Genomic DNA, 18,491 nt, shown 5'->3' with positions numbered 1-18,491 from the left:
AAGTTAGAAGTCAGAAGTTAGAAGTTTTTCAATATTTCGTTTTTGTTTTGATATTGAAATTGTTTTTTGACATTGATATTGATTCTATTATAATTATTACTTTTATAGGTTATTATAAAGCATAATGATTTTGAATAATTCCAATTTTATATATCAAAAATTAGAGGCTTTCATTCGAAAGTATTATTTAAACGAACTGATTAGAGGAATGTTTTTCTTTATTGGTTTAGGTTTATTGTATTTTCTTTTTACGCTTTTTATTGAATATTTTCTTTGGTTAAAGCCATTTGGAAGAACCATTTTGTTTTGGACTTTTGTTGGAGTAGAAGCCTTTCTTCTTTTTCGTTTTATATTGTTTCCCATTTTTAAATTATTAAAATTCAAAAAAGGAATTGATTACAATGAAGCTTCTGCTATTATTGGAAATCATTTTGTGGAAGTAAAAGATAAATTGCTCAACTTTATTCAATTGTCAGATTCTGATATGCATCAGAATAAATCGGAATTGCTTTTGGCTTCTATTGAACAAAAAGCGAATGCTTTGCAACCGATTCCTTTTTCAAATGCTGTGAATTTTAATGCCAATAAGAAATATTTACCTCTGGCTTTAATTCCTCTTTTGGTATTTTCTACTTTTTATTTTTCTGGAAATAGTACGATTATTAGCCAAAGTTTGAATAGAATTGTTCATTTTAATGCTCGTTTTTCACCTCCGGCTCCTTTTGAATTTGTGCTTTTAAATCAAAATTTACAAACGCAGCAAAACAAAGATTTCATTGTAAAAGTTCATACCAAAGGAAAAGTTGTTCCTGAAAATGTCATGATTTTTATTAATGATGAAACTTATTTTATGGAGAATGTCAAACCCGGAGAATTTCAATTCAAAATTGAGAAAGCGGTTTCGGACGTTAGCTTTCATTTAGAAGCTAATAAGGTTTCTTCTCCCGAATATCTTTTGAAAGTTGTTAATGTTCCTTCTATTTTAAACTTTGAAATGCAATTGCATTTTCCATCTCATTTACATAGAAAACCCGAAATTATTAAAGGGTCAGGTAACGCCATTATTCCTGAAGGAACTAAAATTACCTGGAAAATTAATACGTTGGCCACGCAGAAATTAGTTTTTTCTAATGGAAAATCTATTTCAGAATTCATTAAAAAAGATAATGATTTTAGTTTGTCAAAAAATATCAATGACAATACAAATTACCAAATTATTAGTTCCAATAATGCGATTGTTAATTATGAAAAACTAAATTATCAATTGGTGGTTATCAAAGATCAGTTCCCATCGATTACTGTCAATACAGCTCCGGATAGTTTAAAATTAGCTACGAATTATCTTTTGGGAAAAGTTAGCGATGACTATGGTTTGAGCAAATTGCAAATTGTGTATTATGAATCTAATAAACATAAAACTGCTAAACGTGGAACAATAGCTATTAAGCAAAATACTTATGACCAATTCATCTTTGCTTTTCCTGCTAATCTTCCGGTACAGGAAGGAGTGACTTACGATTATTATTTTGAGGTTTTTGATAATGATGTATTGCATCATTTTAAGAGTTCTAAATCGGCTGTTTTTTCTAACCGAATTAAAACGAAACAGGAAAAACAGGATTTGCTTTTACAACAACAATCTGATAATATTCAGGGTTTGCAAAAATCATTGAAGAATCAGGATAAGCAATTTTCACAGTTAGAAAAGATTCAAAAATCCGGTAAGGAAAAAGAAAATTTTGAATTTAATGACCAACAAAAAATTAATGATTTTATTCAGCAGCAAAAGAAGCAGGATGAGATGATGCGCAATTTTATGGATAAAATGAAAAATAATTTAGATGAATCTAAATATAAACCAGAGGATGACTTTAAAGAAGAACTAGAAAAACGTGTTGAAAAAAATAACGAAGAATTAGAAAAGAATAAGAAACTTTTAGAGGAATTAAAGTCTTTAAACGATAAGCTTAAGAATGAAGATTTACTTGAAAAATTAGATCAGTTTAAGCAAAAGAGTAAAAATCAGGTAAAGAATTTACAGCAGTTAGTGGAGCTTACTAAGAAATATTATGTAGAAAAGAAAGCAGAACAAATCGCTGATAAATTAGATAAATTATCGGAGAAACAAGATAAACTTTCTGAAAAGCTAAACGAAAATACAATTTCAAAGCAACAGGAAATTAATAAAGTATTTGATAAAATACAGAATGAATTAGATGATTTGGAAAAAGAAAATATGGAGTTAAAAGCTCCTTTAGATATTCCTAATGACGAAAATTTAGAGAAAAGTATTGAGGAGGATTTGAAGAATGCTTCTGAGGAATTGAGTAAAAATAACAATCAAAAAGCAAAGCCAAAACAAAAGAATGCTTCTAAAAAAATGAAGCAAATGTCTTTGAAAATGGATCAGGGGATGGAAGGAGCTGCGATGGAACAGTTGGAAGAAGATGTCAAAATGCTGCGTCAGGTTTTGGATAATCTTTTAGCTTTTTCGCTTTCTGAGGAATCAGTAATGTTAAGTTTTAAATCTCTAAATCCCACTTCAGCTGCTTTTAATAAGAATATAAAACTTCAGCAGGATTTACGTTTACAGTTTAAGCATGTTGATGATAGTTTGTTTGCAATGTCATTACGCAATCCTAAGTTTACTGAAGATATTACTAAAGAAGTTGGAAATGTACAGTACAATATAGATAAAGCATTAGAGAATTTGACTGATTCTAATATTTCAAAAGGTGTTTCTCATCAGCAATATGCGGTAGCTTCGGCTAATAAACTAGGTGATTTTTTAAGTGAATTATTAAATGCTATGCAGATGTCTTTATCTTCAATGGGACAGGGTAAGCCTCAATCAGGTAAAGGAGAAGGAATGCAGTTGCCGGATATTATTTCCAAACAACAAAAGTTAGGAGATAAAATGAAACAGGGTATGAAGCCTGGAGAATCTGGTGAAGGTAGCGAGGGTAATAAAAAAGAAGGTGAAAATGGACAAGACGGAGAAGGTGATGCGCGCAGTATAATGGAAATTTTTAAAGAGCAAAAAGCATTACGAGAAGCTTTAGAGAACGAATTGAGCAAGCAAGGTTTAGGTAATTCAGGTCAAAGTGCTTTGAATAAAATGAAAGATTTAGAGAAGCAATTATTGAATAAAGGTTTTAAGAATGAAACCCTTCAAAAAGTAAATACTATTAAACAGGAATTATTAAAATTAAACAATGCTATTCGTGAGCAGGGAGAAGATAATAAGCGTCAGTCCGAAACCAATTCTAAGGAATTTTCAAATAGTTCAAAAGCCCTACCTGAGAGCTTGTTAGAATATTTGCGTAGTATAGAAATATTAAACAGACAATCACTACCTTTGCGCTCGAATTTTGACCGTAAGGTTCAGAAATATTTTAAAACACAATGATAGATTTTAATTACGAATGTGATTTTAGCTTGGACAACGAAGAGGTAATTGCTTCGTGGTTATCGGCTGTGATAGTCTCAGAAAATAAAAAAGAAGGAGAAATAAATTATATTTTTTGTGATGATGAATACCTTCATAAAATAAATATGGAGTATTTAAATCACGATACTTTAACAGATATAATTAGTTTTGATTATACCGTAGGTAACGAATTAAATGGCGATATTTTTATATCGGTTGAACGTGTTCAGGATAACGCCAATGATTTTAATGTTTCTTTTGAGGATGAACTTAAACGGGTTTTAGTTCATGGTGTCTTGCATTATTGTGGTTATAAGGATAAAGATGAAGAAAGTGAACAATTGATGCGTGTAAAAGAAGATGAAAAAATAGCCATGTTCCACGTGAAACAATAATGATTTAATTTTCTTTTTTGTGTTTAATGTTCCACGTGGAACATCGGGAAAAAATAAAATACAAATGCTTCCGAAGGAAGCGAAATTTTAAATTTGCTTTTGAGATTTTTTATTTCAGAAGCTTCCCTGAAAAGGGTAAATGATAAAAAGAATGTTTTTAGAAGAGTATGATGTAATTGTTGTGGGTGCCGGTCATGCAGGTTCAGAAGCTGCTGCCGCTGCTGCAAATTTGGGTTCGAAAACTTTATTGGTTACAATGAGTTTGCAAAACATAGCCCAGATGTCTTGTAATCCTGCGATGGGTGGAATTGCAAAAGGTCAAATTGTACGTGAGATTGATGCTTTGGGAGGTTATTCAGGAATTGTTTCTGACAGAACTGCAATTCAATTTAAGATGTTGAATAAGTCCAAAGGTCCGGCTATGTGGTCTCCTCGTGTGCAAAGTGACCGTATGCGTTTTGCTGAAGAATGGAGAATGATGTTAGAAGGAACTCCTAATCTTGATTTTTACCAGGAAATGGTAAAAGGCTTGATTATTGAAAACGGAAAAATAAAAGGTATTCGAACTTCTTTGGGAGTTGAAATTCGTTCCAAATCGGTGGTGTTGACCAATGGAACTTTTTTGAACGGATTAATTCATATTGGAGAAAAACAATTCGGAGGTGGTAGAGCAGGTGAGAGCGCTGCACACGGAATTACCGAAGATTTGATTGAAGCCGGTTTTGAAGCCGGAAGAATGAAAACCGGAACACCGCCACGAGTGGATGGTCGTTCTTTGGATTATTCGAAAATGAATGAAGAAAAAGGAGATGCAAAGCCATCTAAATTCTCTTATTCGGATTTGACTTCTCCGTTAACGCATCAACGTTCTTGTTATATGACTTACACTTCTCCGGAAGTGCATAATATTTTAAGAGAAGGTTTTGATCGTTCGCCAATGTTTAATGGTCGTATTAAAAGTTTGGGACCGCGTTATTGTCCATCGATTGAAGATAAAATTAATCGTTTTGCTGATAAAGAACGTCACCAACTTTTTGTTGAACCGGAAGGATGGAATACTTGTGAGTTTTATGTGAATGGTTTTTCTACTTCCTTACCGGAGGATATTCAATTTAAAGCGTTGCGTACTGTAGCCGGTTTTGAGAATGTAAAATTCTTCAGACCGGGTTATGCAATCGAGTATGATTATTTTCCGCCAACGCAATTAAAACACACTTTGGAAACTAAATTGGTGGAAGGATTATATTTTGCCGGACAAATTAATGGAACCACCGGATATGAAGAAGCAGCTTCTCAAGGATTGATGGCGGGAATTAATGCGCATTTAAAAGTGCACGAAAAAGCGCCTTTGATTTTAAAAAGAGATGAAGCTTATATTGGAGTTTTAATTGACGACTTAATTACGAAAGGAACTGAAGAACCTTATCGTATGTTTACTTCCAGAGCGGAGTACCGCACTTTATTACGTCAGGATAATGCCGATTTCAGATTAACGCCAATGTCGTATGAAATTGGTTTGGCTTCTGAAGCCCGTTTACGTCGTATGGAACGTAAATTGAATGAGTCTGAAAAAATGGTGGCTTTTTTCAAAGAAACTTCGGTTACGATAGGAGAGACCAATCCAATTTTGGAAGCTAAAGAATCGGCGCCAATCTCTCAGGGTGATAAAATGTTTAAAATTTTCTCGCGTCCGCAAATTGATTTGGAAGACATGATGAAATTTGAAAAAGTTCAAGCTTATGTTGCCGAAAATGATTTAGACGAAGAAATTTTGGAACAAGCCGAAGTTCAGGTGAAATATTCCGGTTATATCGAAAAAGAAAGAAATAATGCGGATAAGCTTTCCAGATTAGAAGATGTAAAAATTCCGGAAGATTTCGATTATAACAAAATCAAATCGATGTCTATTGAGGCTAAACAAAAATTGAATAAAATTCGCCCGGTAACCATTTCACAGGCATCTCGTATTAGTGGAGTTTCTCCAAGCGATATTTCGGTATTGTTGATTTATATGGGAAGATAAAAAAGTATTCAGTGTTCAGTTATACAGACTGCAGCTAAACTGTTTACTAAAAACTGACCACTGAATGCTGATTTGTTCCACGTGAAACTACGGCCGTAAGCCTTGTTATTACTAGGAAGTAGCGATTTAAAAGAATAAAAAGGAGTAATAGATATTTTGATTTATTACTCCTTTTAAAAATTAGAATAAATTTTAATGTATAATATTTTCTTCATTATTAAGTGAAGATTTACCAGACCACCAACCACAAAAAATGGATATTTCAAATAAAACACATTTTCTTACTGTAAAAGATCATTCGGTTTCTAAAGAAACTTTTGATTTGTATTATGATGAAACTTTGGATATGTTAATTACACATCCGCAACCGAGTTTAGAAAATTTAGGGAAATATTACGAAAGTGAAGATTATATTTCGCATACGGATAACAGAAGATCTTTATTTGAAAAAGCCTATCATTTTGTAAAAGGAATTGCTTTAAAAAATAAATTGAATTTGATTAATTCCCAACAAGCGGCTAAAGGACGAATTTTGGATATCGGTGCCGGAACCGGCGATTTTTTATCGGTGGCTAAAAATGATGGCTGGCAAACGATGGGGATAGAACCAAGCGACAGAGCAAAGGAAATTGCTATCGGTAAAGGAATTTCTTTTGTTGAAAATACAACCGAACTAGAAAATCATTCTTTTGATGTCATTACGATGTGGCATGTTTTGGAACATGTACCAGATTTGGATTTTCAAATTAAAGAATTAAAGCGTTTGTTAAAACCAGAAGGAACTTTAATTGTGGCTGTTCCTAATTTTAAATCTTTCGATGCTAAACATTACGGAACTTATTGGGCTGCTTTTGATGTACCCATTCATTTTTGGCATTTTTCTAAAAAAGCGATTCAAATGCTTTTTGAAAAAGAGAATATGAAATTAGAGAAAGTGCTTCCTATGAAATTTGATTCCTTTTATGTTAGTCTGCTTTCTGAAAAATATAAAAATGGGAAAATGAATTTTATTAAAGCATTTTTGATCGGTTTACAATCGAATTGGAAAGCCAAGCGTAATTTGGAGTATTCTTCACTAATTTATGTCTTAAAAAATAACTAAAACGCATTTTAAGCGTTTTAAGCGTAGTTTTTCAGTAAAAACAACTGATAAGTCGTCTAAGTTTAGTTTTTACTTTATTTAAAAGCTATTTAATTTGATTTTAATAAATTCAAATTATAGCTTTTTAATTTTTTATAGTCAAATCTAATAATTTAAAAATTTCCCATTTTTCCGTACTTTTTTAGGTTACTATCTATTTTTTTATATTTTTGCCCATACACACATTTAATTACAATTTTAATCAAGATGAAGAAAGTTTTATTAATTATCGCAATTTCTATTTCAGTTGTTGCTTGTAACAAAACCGCAGAAGTTAAAGAAGTAAAAACTGCTTATATAGATACTTCGGAATTAATGAAAGAATATACTGAGGCGAAAGATTTAGAAGCAAAATACAAAGCACAGTCGGAAGAAAAAGGAAGACAGTTGGATGCTGAAATCAAACGTTTCAAACAAGATGCTGCTAATTTTCAATCTCAGGCTCAGGCTAACGGACAGGAATGGGCTCAAAAACGCGCTGCTGAATTGCAAAAAAGAGAGCAACAATTAGGTTATGCGCAACAGGCTTTAGCGCAACAATTGCAACAGGAAAGTGGAGCTGAAATGGATAGTTTAATCAGCGGAGTTAAAAAATTCATCAAAGATTACGGAAAGAAAAACGGCTATGCTTATATCTATGGTACCGGTGACGCTGCGTCTGTACTTTATGCAGAAGATAAATATGATATCACTAAAGAAATCATTAAAGCATTGAATGACAAGTATAAAACGACTGCTAAATCTGAGGATAAAGCGGATGAAAAAACCGAAGAGAAGAAATAATTTCACTTTTTTTCAATTAAAAAGCCTTCATTTCTATTTTGAAATTGAAGGCTTTTTTGCTTATTTTGAATAATAATTTACTTTAAAGAAAAATCTTATTTTAATTTTATGCAAATCGTTTCCGAAGCCGCAAAATACACTCTACAATTCATCAATCAAACCCAACGTTCGGTTTTTTTGACGGGTAAGGCGGGTACAGGTAAAACGACTTTGCTGCGTGAAATTATTGAAACCACTCATAAAAATACGGTGGTCGTAGCACCTACCGGAATTGCGGCGCTAAATGCCGGTGGTGTAACTATTCATTCGATGTTTCAGTTGCCTTTTAGCGGATTTATTCCTTCGCATACGGCTGATTTTCAATTTTCCGAAACTTTAAAATTTGAAACTAAAGAAAGTTTGCGTCGGCATTTTAAAATGAACGGACAAAAAAAAGCCGTGATTCGTAATATGGAATTGCTGGTGATTGACGAAGTGAGTATGCTGCGTGCCGATTTGCTCGATGCCATGGATTACATGATGCAAACGGTGCGGAAAAAAGCAGCCCCTTTTGGTGGGGTTCAGGTCTTATTTATTGGCGATTTATTGCAATTGCCGCCGGTAATTAGAGATGAAGAATGGCGTACCTTACGCAATTATTATAAGGGAAAATTTTTTTTCCATTCGCATGTCATTCAACAAAATCCACCTTTGTATATTGAATTATCTAAAATTTTCAGACAAACCGATTCGAATTTTATTTCGGTTTTGAATAATTTGAGAAATAATAAAATTACTCCCGATGATGTTCAGGTTTTAAACCAATATGTACGACCGGATTTTGATTTAAAAGCGAATAAAGGTTACATTACTTTGACAACGCATAATGCCAAGGCCGACACCATGAATGCGCAGGCTTTGGCCGATTTGAAAGGAGAATTAATCACTTATACGCCTGAAATTACAGGCGATTTTCCGGAGAAAATTTATCCTATCGAATACAATCTCCAGCTAAAAGTGGGGGCTCAGATTATGTTTGTCAAAAATGATCTGAACTTTGAAAAGAATTATTTCAATGGAAAAATGGGGATCATCAAATCACTTTCGAATAAAGAAATTTTGGTCCATTTTCCGGAAGAAAATAAAACAATCGAAGTAGAACGCTACGAATGGCAAAACATTCGTTACAAAGTCAATCAGTTAACAAAGGAAGTAGAAGAGGAGGTTTTGGGGACTTTTGTTCATTATCCTATCAAATTAGCTTGGGCAATTACCATTCATAAAAGCCAGGGACTAACATTTGACAAAGCAGCGCTTGACGTATCACAGGTTTTTATGCCCGGGCAGGCCTATGTGGCTTTATCGCGTTTACGTTCGTTAGAAGGCTTAATTTTGCTTTCTCCGTTGCGAATGAATGGTATTTCAAACGATCAGGACGTGATGGATTATGCTCAAAACAAAGCTTCAGATGAAATTTTAAAGCAATCTTTGCATTTTGAAACCAAGAATTTCATTCATCAATATTTGGTGAATTGTTTCGATTGGACCAATTTAGCTCAGGAATGGCGCAATCATAAATTCAGTTATTCTGATAAATCGGAAAGTTCCATAAAATCTAAAAATGCACTGTGGGCAGCCAAACAATTACAACAGATGGAAACGCTTTTGGATCCTTCCAAAAAATTCATGCTCCAATTGCATAAAATTTTTGCCAATGAAACGGTTGATTTAATTCATGTTTCTGAAAGAATTCAGGCAGCTTTTGGCTATTTTTTCAAACCCATGGACGATTTGGTATTTGAAATTTTATGGAAAATTGAAGAAGTAAAACGGGCAAAAAAAGCCAAAGCCTATTTTGAAGAATTATCGGAACTGGAAGAATTGCAAACCAAAGCCGTTTTGCAATTAATGAAAGCCAAATTATTACTCGAAACATTGCGTTCCGGTGAGGCTATTTCGAAAGAAAAACTCACTTCTGACGAAATCAAAAAATACCTTTCCAGAAAGAAAGAAGCAATTCAAAAACAATTCAAAGAAACGCATGTGAATTTGTTGGAAGACGATGTCGATTTGGATCGTTATTCTTCCAAGAAAAAAGGACCAAAAGAGCCCAAAAAATCAACTGTTGAGGAAACTTTTGAGCTTTGGATTGCTAAGAATTCTATTCAGGATATTGCCAATATTCGAAAATTAACCGTGCAAACTATCGAAGGTCATTTGGTCAAATTAATTCAGGGGAAAAGAATTTCTATTAGCGAAATCCTGCCACAGGATACCATTGATGAATTGGCGGAAGCCTTTAAATTTTATCAGGAAGAATCACTTACCCCAATGAAAGAACAATTTGGAGAAAAATATTCCTGGGAAGAATTGCGAATGTTCAAAGCGAGTTTGAACTAAAAAGTCATTGCGAGGAACGAAGCAATCTCATTATCTATCAAATTACAGAATGAGATTCCTCCTTCGTCGGAATGACATATTAAGCTTGTTTTGTAGTCTTTAGAGTTTTTTATACTTTTGCAAAAAATTTTCTAAACTTAAACTGTTTATAGCATGCAACTGTACAACACCTTAAGCGCAGAAGAAAGATCTGAATTGATTGATCAAGCAGGTCAACAACGTCTGACGTTGTCTTTCTATGCGTATGCCAAAATTGAAGATCCCAAAAAATTTCGTGATGATTTATTCGTAGCCTGGAATGCCTTAGATGCACTGGGACGAATTTATGTTGCTCAGGAAGGAATTAATGCTCAAATGAGTGTTCCTGCCGAAAATTTTGAAGCTTTCAGAGAAACTTTGGAAGTGTACGACTTCATGAAAGGCATTCGTTTGAATGTGGCCGTGGAGCAGGACGATCATTCGTTTTTAAAATTGACTATCAAAGTGCGTCACAAAATTGTAGCTGACGGATTGAACGACGATACTTTTGATGTAACCAACAAAGGGGTGCATTTAAGAGCAAAAGAATTCAACGAAATTCTGGAAGACCCAAATACCATTGTAGTAGATTTTAGAAATCACTACGAAAGTGAAGTAGGGCATTTTAAAGGAGCCATTACTCCAGATGTAGAAACTTTTAGAGAAAGTTTACCAATTATCAACGAACAATTACAAGATTTTAAAGAAGATAAAAATCTGGTAATGTATTGTACCGGAGGAATTCGTTGCGAAAAAGCCAGTGCGTATTTCAAGCATCAGGGATTCAAAAATGTTTTTCAGTTAGAAGGCGGAATTATTAACTATGCCAAACAAATTGAAGAAGAAGGTTTGGAAAGCAAATTCATCGGGAAAAACTTCGTTTTTGATAATCGTTTAGGCGAAAGAATTACCGATGATATTATTTCGCAATGTCATCAATGTGGAAAACCTTGTGACAATCATACCAATTGTGCTAATGACGGCTGTCATTTATTGTTTATCCAATGCGACGATTGTAAGGCTGCCATGGAAAATTGTTGTTCTACAGCATGTCAGGAAATCACACATTTACCGTATGAAGAGCAGGTGAAATTAAGAAGCGGGAAACAAGTAGGAAACAAAGTGTTTCGAAAAGGAAAATCAGAAAGTTTAAAATTCAAACATTCCGGAGATTTGCCAAATGCTGCTTTGGGAACTGCTTCAAAAACGAATGATATTCGTCAAAAAATTAAGGTAAAAAAGACCTTAGTAGGTAAAGCCGAGCATTATTATGTGAAAGCGGGAATTGGTCTTTTTACAATGGAAAACCAAGAATTGAATTTGGGAGATAAAATCCTTATTTCGGGTCCAACAACCGGAAATCAGGAATTGGTTTTAGAAAAGATGTTTGTTAACGGATACGAAGGAAATCAGGCGGTAACAGGTGATAAATTGACTTTTGCAGTGCCTTTCCGAATTCGTTTATCGGATAAATTATATAAGATTTTAGACTAAAATAGCAGTCATAAATTATTTTAAAGCCTGTTTCTGTTTTTCGGAAACAGGCTTTTGTGCATTTCAGAGTAGCGAAAAATTAATCCTTAATTAATTTGAATTTCACCGGTTGAAAAAATAGTTGCGAGTCTTTCTCAAAATAAATTCCGTTTTCTTTTTCCTCTAATTTTACTTGGTAGTTATGAATTAAAGTGGTTTGAGCAATCACATTTACCTGGTAATTATTACCCATTTTGTTTTCAATTGAGATATTTTGAACAATTCCGTTAATCACAATCGATTTTGGAATTATGGCGGTGTTATTCAGTTCAAAACTAACGATATATCCTTTTTCACTGTTCCTGTTATAGCTTTTATAAGTTTGGTTTTTAATGTCTAAAAGCTGCTTGGAACAAGATAAGAGAAAGAAACATCCGAATGAAAGTAAAATATAGATGGCTTTTGATGTAATATTTTTCATAATTTTAGAGTTTTTTAATAGCTACAAATCTAATTTAAACAATTGAATTATAATGAAATTAAAATATGTCCTTTTAACATTGCTTGTGGGATTGGTTTTTACTTCTTGCAGTAAGGATTCTGATTCGGATGCAACCAAAAATGCTGAACCCGACGAAATTAATGACTTTGTTTGGAAAGCAATGAATTCCTGGTATTATTGGCAACCCAAAGTTGCTAATTTATCCGATAGCAAAATAGCTTCTACCAATAACTATGCTAATTTTATTAACGGTAAGACTCCCGATGTGTTGTTTTATTCGCTCCTTTATCAAAGAGGAACTGTGGATAGATTTTCCTGGATAGAAAACAGTAATGAAGTGGTGTATGCCTCAAAAATAGCAGAAGTTAAAAAAAATGGCGGTTTTAATTATGGTCTTTACCCTAAAGATTTGAATAATGTAAATTTTGTGGCCCTGATAAATTATGTTGTACCAGATTCACCTGCGGCCTTAGCAGGATTGAAAAGAGGTGACGTTATTACAAAAATAAATGGTAAACAACTTACGGCAAGCAATTATGATCAGTTAGAGGATACACAAGTGACCCTTACTTTGGCTGCAAGTGTTGGGTTTGTAAGTACAGGTTTGGTAACTACTGACAAAGCAGGAACTGTAAATGTAACCCAAGCCGATATTGATGAAAACCCGGTTGCTTATTACGAAAAGAAAGTCTATGGCAGTAAAAACATTGGTTATTTGGTGTATAATAGTTTTAAATCAGATTATAATGATGAATTGAATGCAGCTTTCGCTAAAATGCAATCGGATGGAATTAACGAATTGGTTTTAGATTTAAGATACAATGGTGGCGGATCATTAGAAACGGCTATTGCTTTGGCACAAATGATTAACGGAAGTAATACCAGTAAACCTTATATTTATTTAGATTTCAATGATAAACACAATAGCGAAGATGGTTTTGAATACCTTACAGATAAAGTTAATGTTTACAACTTAGTTGATAACGAACCCACTTTTGAGAGAGAAGAAAGTATAAATAGTCTTTCTTTGCCCAAAATATATGTCTTAGTTAGTTTTGAAACGGCTTCTGCCAGCGAACTCACTATTCAATGTTTAAAAAAATACATTGACGTGGTTACGATAGGCGATGAAACAGTAGGTAAATTTGTAGGATCTATTACTCTATACGATAGTCCTGAATATGATTATGCCTCATACGCTAACAGAAGTACCAAACATAAATGGCAATTGCAACCCATTACTTTTGCTTATTACAACAAAGACAAAGACGTAAATCCAACTAAAATTACACCGAATCATGATATTAATCCATATTTAGTTTTTAATAATCTGGTTGAATTTGGAAACGTAAAAGACCCTTGTTTAAAAAAGGCTCTTGAACTAATTACCGGGCAAACTTTGTCCTCTAAAACTCAAAGCGCTGAAAGAATATCTTTTAGAAATAATAATCTTGCTTCGTTCAACTCTACAAATGCTGCCAAAGGATTGTATATTGAAGATTTTAAAAATTTAAAAAAATAAGAATTAGTATAACTAAGACTGAAGTTTAGAATTGGCTGCTAAAGCCTGTCCAGTAAAAATAATCTCGGTCAAAGAAATCTAAAATATTGGTTTATAAAACTTTAAAAGCCTGTTTCAAAATATTTGAAACAGGCTTTTTTTATAAAAAAATTAAGCTTTTGCAAAACGCTTAATTTTGCAACTTACGATTAAAAAATACTATCTTTACCGATTAAACGTTTTAAGAACTTAAGTTGTGCTGGTCACAACACTACATATAAAATTATGGCATGTGCAAGTTGTTCAACCGCTGATGGTAGCGCACCTAAGGGTTGTAAAAATAACGGGACTTGCGGCACCGATAGCTGCAACAAATTAACGGTTTTCGACTGGCTTTCTAATATGAGTCTGCCTAATGGCGAAGCGCCATTTAACTGTGTTGAAGTCCGTTTTAAAAATGGAAGAAAAGAGTTTTACCGCAATACCGAAAAACTAACTTTAAGTATCGGAGATATTGTGGCTACGGTAGCTTCACCGGGTCATGACATCGGAATTGTTACGCTTACCGGTGAACTGGTTCGTATCCAAATGAAGAAAAAAGGCATCAATCCGGATGCTACTGATATTCCAAAAATTTACCGAAAAGCTTCTCAAAAAGACATCGATATCTGGACGGCTTCCCGAAATAAGGAAGAACCAATGAAAGTGCGTGCGCGTGAATTGGCAATTATTCAAAAACTGGAAATGAAAATTTCTGATATTGAATTTCAGGGCGATGGATCGAAAGCAACGTTCTATTATACGGCTAATGATCGTGTGGATTTCCGTCAGTTAATCAAAGATTTTGCAAAAGAATTCAGTACCCGAATCGAGATGAAACAGGTAGGTTTTCGTCAGGAAGCGGCCCGTTTGGGAGGAATTGGTTCCTGCGGAAGAGAGTTGTGTTGTTCAACCTGGTTAACCGATTTTAGAAGTGTGAATACTTCAGCGGCGCGTTACCAACAATTGTCGTTGAATCCGCAGAAATTAGCGGGACAATGCGGAAAATTGAAATGCTGTCTGAATTATGAATTAGACACTTACATGGACGCTTTGAAAGGTTTTCCGGAGTTTGAAACCAAATTAATCACCGAAAAAGGGGATGCGGTTTGTCAAAAACAAGATATTTTTAAAGGCTTAATGTGGTTTGCTTATACCAATAATTTTGCTAACTGGCACGTTCTAAAAGTAGATAAGGTTAAAGAAATCATTGCCGAAAACAAGTTAAAAAAGAAAGTAGCTTCTTTAGAGGATTTTGCTATGGAAGTGACTCAGGAAGTTGAAAAAGACTTTAATAATACAGTAGGTCAGGAAAGTTTAACCCGTTTTGACCAACCTAAAAGGAACAAAAGAAACCATAAAAAGGCTAAAAAACCTGCGGAAAACGCCGCTGCTGCAGCTCCAAATACCAATGCTAAAAAAGGAGCGAATAATAAATCCGGAAACAAAGGAAATCAGGCACCTCAGGCTACAGCCGGACAACCAAAACCAGCCGGAGAAAAAAAGTTTAAAGGACCTAGAAAACCGTCAACGAATAAAAAAAATGAGGCTAAAAAATAGCATTTTAATACTTTTAGTAAGTGTGCTCTTTTTTTCTTGTGATAAAAAAAGGGTTTTTGATGAATATAAATCGGTGGGCAGTGCCTGGCACAAAGACAGCGTAGTTTCTTTCAATTTACCTGAATTGGATTCGACCAAAAAATACGATCTTTTTATAAACATCAGGGACAATAACAATTATCCGTTTAACAATCTTTTCTTGATTGTAACGTTAGAAAAACCTAATGGTTACACTAAAGTAGATACTTTAGAATACCAAATGGCAGCTCCCGATGGAACTTTGTTGGGGAATGGATTTACCGATATCAAAGAGAGTAAATTGTATTTCAAAGAGAATGTAAAGTTTAGAGGAAAATACAAACTCAATATCAAACAGGCTGTTAGAGAAAGCGGAAAAGTTCCCGGTGTAACAGCCCTTGAAGGCATTACAGAAGTAGGTTTAAGAATTGAAAAAAAAGAATAAATAGTTTATGGCAACTAACAAAAAGACAAATAATACCGATCACGATTTTAAGTATTATACTAACAAATTTTGGAAGCTTTTCTTTTATGGAATGGGAGCAATTATGTTGTTTTTTCTCTTTGCTTCCTGGGGACTTTTTGGTTCCATGCCTTCATTTGAAGATTTAGAAAATCCGGATTCTAACTTAGCTACCGAAATTATCTCTTCTGACGGAGTAGTTATTGGAAAATATTTTCAGGTAAACCGTTCACAATTAAAGTATTCCGACTTGCCAAAAAATTTAGTGGATGCTTTGGTAGCAACCGAAGATGAGCGTTTTTACGAGCATTCAGGAATTGACGGTCGCGGAACTTTAAGAGCTGTTTTGAGTTTAGGAACTAACGGAGGAGCGAGTACGTTGACCCAACAATTGGCGAAACAATTGTTTCATGGTGAAGGCTCTAAATTTTTGCCCTTTCGTATCGTTCAAAAAGTGAAAGAATGGATTATCGCTATCCGATTAGAAAGACAATACACTAAAAATGAGATTCTTGCGATGTATTGCAATGTTTACGATTTTGGAAATTATGCTGTAGGTGTTAGCTCTGCTGCACATACTTATTTTTCTAAATCTCCAAAAGAATTAACGGTGGATGAATCGGCAATTTTAGTGGGAATGTTTAAAAATTCCGGATTGTATAACCCGGTTAGAAATCCTGTGGGAGTAAAAAACCGCAGAAATGTAGTGCTTGCGCAAATGGAAAAAGCGCACATGATTACCAAGGCTGAAAAAGAAAAATTACAGGCTTTGCCTATTACGCTGCACTTTAAATTAGAAAGTCACCGCGAAGGAATGGCTACTTATTTCAGAGAATATTTGAGAGAATACATGAAAAAATGGGCCGAAACCAATAAAAAACCGGATGGTTCAGATTACGATATTTACAAAGACGGTTTAAAAATTTATACTACAATCGACTCCAGAATGCAGGCGCATGCCGAAGAAGCTGTTTCGGCACACATGGCTAATTTGCAGGAAGAATTTTTTATTCAGCAAAAGACCAATAAAAATGCTCCATTTGTTAATATTACTGAGAAAGAGACCAACCGAATTTTGAAATTAGCAATGAAAAATTCAAACCGTTGGTATGTGATGAAATCCATGGATAAATCCGAAGACGAGATTATTGAATCTTTCAATAAGAAAACAAAGATGACTGTGTTTACCTGGAAAGGAGAACGCGATACCATTATGACACCTTTGGATTCTATTCGTTATTACAAACACTTTTTACAGGCAGGTTTAATGGCAATGGATCCTCAAACCGGAAATATCAAAGCCTGGGTGGGGGGAATCAACTATAAATATTTTCAATACGATCACGTAGCTCAGGGAGCCAGACAGGTAGGTTCTACTTTTAAACCTTTTGTGTATGCCACGGCTATTGAGCAATTAAATATGTCGCCTTGTGATTCAATTATCGATGCGCCGTTTACTATTCCGGTAGGACGTCATCACGTTACGGAAACCTGGACACCACGAAACTCTAATAACCGATACATGGGAATGGTTACTTTGAAAAAAGCTTTGGCTAATTCGATAAATACCGTTTCGGCTAAATTAATTGACAAAGTAGGTCCTGAAGCAGTTATTAAATTAACACACAAATTAGGGGTAAAAACTCAAATTCCGGCGCAACCGTCTATTGCTCTTGGAGCCGTTGATATTACGGTGGAAGAAATGGTAGCGGCTTACAGTACTTTTGCTAATCAGGGAGTTTATAATAAACCGCAATTTTTATCCCGAATTGAAGATAAAAGCGGAGTAGTGATTTACGAACCAATTCCGGAATCACATGATGTTTTGAATAAAGATATTGCCTTTGCAGTAGTTAAATTATTGGAAGGTGTTGTTGAAGGAGGTTCTGGTAATAGGTTAAGATCTACCTACGGAGGAAACGGAGATAACCGCTGGACAGGTTATCCATATGCTTTTACCAATCCAATTGCAGGTAAAACCGGAACAACACAAAATCAATCTGACGGATGGTTTATGGGAATGGTTCCTAACTTAGTTACCGGAGTTTGGGTAGGTTGCGAAGACCGTTCGGCACGTTTTAAAAGTTTAACTTACGGACAGGGAGCTACGTCAGCCTTGCCGGTTTGGGGTTATTTTATGAAATTGTGTTATAATGATCCAAACCTAAAAGTTTCCAAAGAACCATTTGAGCGTCCGGCTAATCTTTCTATCAGAGTAGATTGTTACCAACCTAGAAAAGTTAATGATTCTATCGCTAAAGATTCTATTCAGTCTACGGATGAATTTGAATTTTAATAAACCTCGTTGATTTTATTTGTTGATTATGACTGAAATTAAAATTGCAATTACAGATAATGAAATAGCTTCCTGCTGGGAAGCTATTTCTGTATTACGACCAATGTTAAAAAGAGAAAATTTTGTTTCTCAAATTCAGGATTTACAAAAAGAAGGCTATCATTTGCTTTATATTCAGGAAAAGGATAAAAAAACGGTTGCAATTGCCGGTTATCGTATCTATACGATGTTGTATTGTGGTAAAATGCTTTATCTGGATGATCTTTCAACATTGGAAGAATACCGAGGTAAGGGTTATGCAAGCCAGCTTTTAAATCACCTGAAAGCAATTGCTTTGGAAAATAACTGTGTTTCTATTCAGTTAGATTCCGGTCCGACAAGAACTACTGCGCACAAACTCTATTTCAAAGAGGATTTTACGATAAGTGCTTATCATTTTCATAAAAAAATAGAGTAAAAATTATAATTAA

13 protein-coding genes are annotated in these 18,491 nt (G+C 34.2%); 12 read left to right on the top strand and 1 reads right to left on the bottom strand.

The genetic code is table 11. The features are described 5' to 3' along the window. Positions 1-124: 124 nt before the first annotated feature. The 7 genes from B6A10_RS00325 (at position 125) to trhO (ending at position 11,663) form a co-directional block, all read left to right on the top strand. The gene (locus B6A10_RS00325; protein ID WP_238929342.1) at positions 125-3,409 is read left to right on the top strand and encodes a coiled-coil domain-containing protein; all 3,285 of its coding nucleotides are present in this window, start codon (positions 125-127) and stop codon (positions 3,407-3,409) included. After that, a complete protein-coding gene (gene ybeY, locus B6A10_RS00320) occupies positions 3,406-3,825 on the top strand; it encodes an rRNA maturation RNase YbeY (protein WP_188219260.1) in 420 nt (139 codons plus the stop codon). Before B6A10_RS00325 ends, ybeY begins: the two co-directional genes overlap by 4 nt. A 151-nt stretch (positions 3,826-3,976) precedes the next feature. Continuing rightward, entirely contained in the window at positions 3,977-5,848 is a 1,872-nt protein-coding gene (gene mnmG / locus B6A10_RS00315; RefSeq protein WP_188219259.1) for a tRNA uridine-5-carboxymethylaminomethyl(34) synthesis enzyme MnmG, read from the top strand. 253 nt (positions 5,849-6,101) lie between these two features. After that, the gene (locus B6A10_RS00310; protein ID WP_188219258.1) at positions 6,102-6,950 is read left to right on the top strand and encodes a class I SAM-dependent methyltransferase; all 849 of its coding nucleotides are present in this window, start codon (positions 6,102-6,104) and stop codon (positions 6,948-6,950) included. A 246-nt stretch (positions 6,951-7,196) separates the two neighbouring features. After that, positions 7,197-7,772 (top strand): OmpH family outer membrane protein, encoded by a 576-nt coding sequence (locus tag B6A10_RS00305; RefSeq protein WP_055094730.1) that lies wholly within the window; start codon positions 7,197-7,199, stop codon positions 7,770-7,772. A gap of 108 nt (positions 7,773-7,880) precedes the next feature. Further along, positions 7,881-10,151 (top strand): helix-turn-helix domain-containing protein, encoded by a 2,271-nt coding sequence (locus tag B6A10_RS00300; RefSeq protein WP_188219257.1) that lies wholly within the window; start codon positions 7,881-7,883, stop codon positions 10,149-10,151. A gap of 153 nt (positions 10,152-10,304) precedes the next feature. After that, the gene (trhO, locus tag B6A10_RS00295) at positions 10,305-11,663 is read left to right on the top strand and encodes an oxygen-dependent tRNA uridine(34) hydroxylase TrhO (protein WP_188219256.1); all 1,359 of its coding nucleotides are present in this window, start codon (positions 10,305-10,307) and stop codon (positions 11,661-11,663) included. A 79-nt stretch (positions 11,664-11,742) separates the two neighbouring features. Here trhO and B6A10_RS00290 read toward each other — a convergent pair whose 3' ends face one another. Next, positions 11,743-12,123 carry a hypothetical protein gene (locus B6A10_RS00290; protein ID WP_188219255.1) on the bottom strand — a complete coding sequence of 127 codons (381 nt, stop codon included), beginning with the start codon at positions 12,121-12,123 and terminating at the stop codon, positions 11,743-11,745. 52 nt (positions 12,124-12,175) lie between these two features. On the opposite strand from B6A10_RS00290, the gene B6A10_RS00285 reads away from it, so the two are divergent. The 5 genes from B6A10_RS00285 (at position 12,176) to B6A10_RS00265 (ending at position 18,478) form a co-directional block, all read left to right on the top strand. Next, the gene (locus B6A10_RS00285) at positions 12,176-13,666 is read left to right on the top strand and encodes a S41 family peptidase (protein ID WP_188219254.1); all 1,491 of its coding nucleotides are present in this window, start codon (positions 12,176-12,178) and stop codon (positions 13,664-13,666) included. Between the two features lie 264 nt (positions 13,667-13,930). Then, a complete protein-coding gene (locus tag B6A10_RS00280) occupies positions 13,931-15,244 on the top strand; it encodes a PSP1 domain-containing protein (RefSeq protein WP_188219253.1) in 1,314 nt (437 codons plus the stop codon). Next, positions 15,228-15,707 carry a gliding motility lipoprotein GldH gene (locus B6A10_RS00275; protein ID WP_055094742.1) on the top strand — a complete coding sequence of 160 codons (480 nt, stop codon included), beginning with the start codon at positions 15,228-15,230 and terminating at the stop codon, positions 15,705-15,707. Before B6A10_RS00280 ends, B6A10_RS00275 begins: the two co-directional genes overlap by 17 nt. A 7-nt stretch (positions 15,708-15,714) precedes the next feature. Continuing rightward, positions 15,715-18,021, top strand: a complete 2,307-nt coding sequence (locus B6A10_RS00270) for a penicillin-binding protein 1A (RefSeq protein WP_188219252.1) — start codon at positions 15,715-15,717, stop codon at positions 18,019-18,021. A 28-nt stretch (positions 18,022-18,049) separates the two neighbouring features. Continuing rightward, a complete protein-coding gene (locus B6A10_RS00265) occupies positions 18,050-18,478 on the top strand; it encodes a GNAT family N-acetyltransferase (RefSeq protein ID WP_188219251.1) in 429 nt (142 codons plus the stop codon). The last annotated feature ends 13 nt before the right edge of the window (positions 18,479-18,491 follow it).

The sequence above is a fragment of the Flavobacterium pokkalii genome (assembly GCF_014596575.1).
GTDB classification, from domain to species: domain Bacteria; phylum Bacteroidota; class Bacteroidia; order Flavobacteriales; family Flavobacteriaceae; genus Flavobacterium; species Flavobacterium pokkalii.
This window is presented reverse-complemented; position numbering and strand designations above follow the sequence as displayed.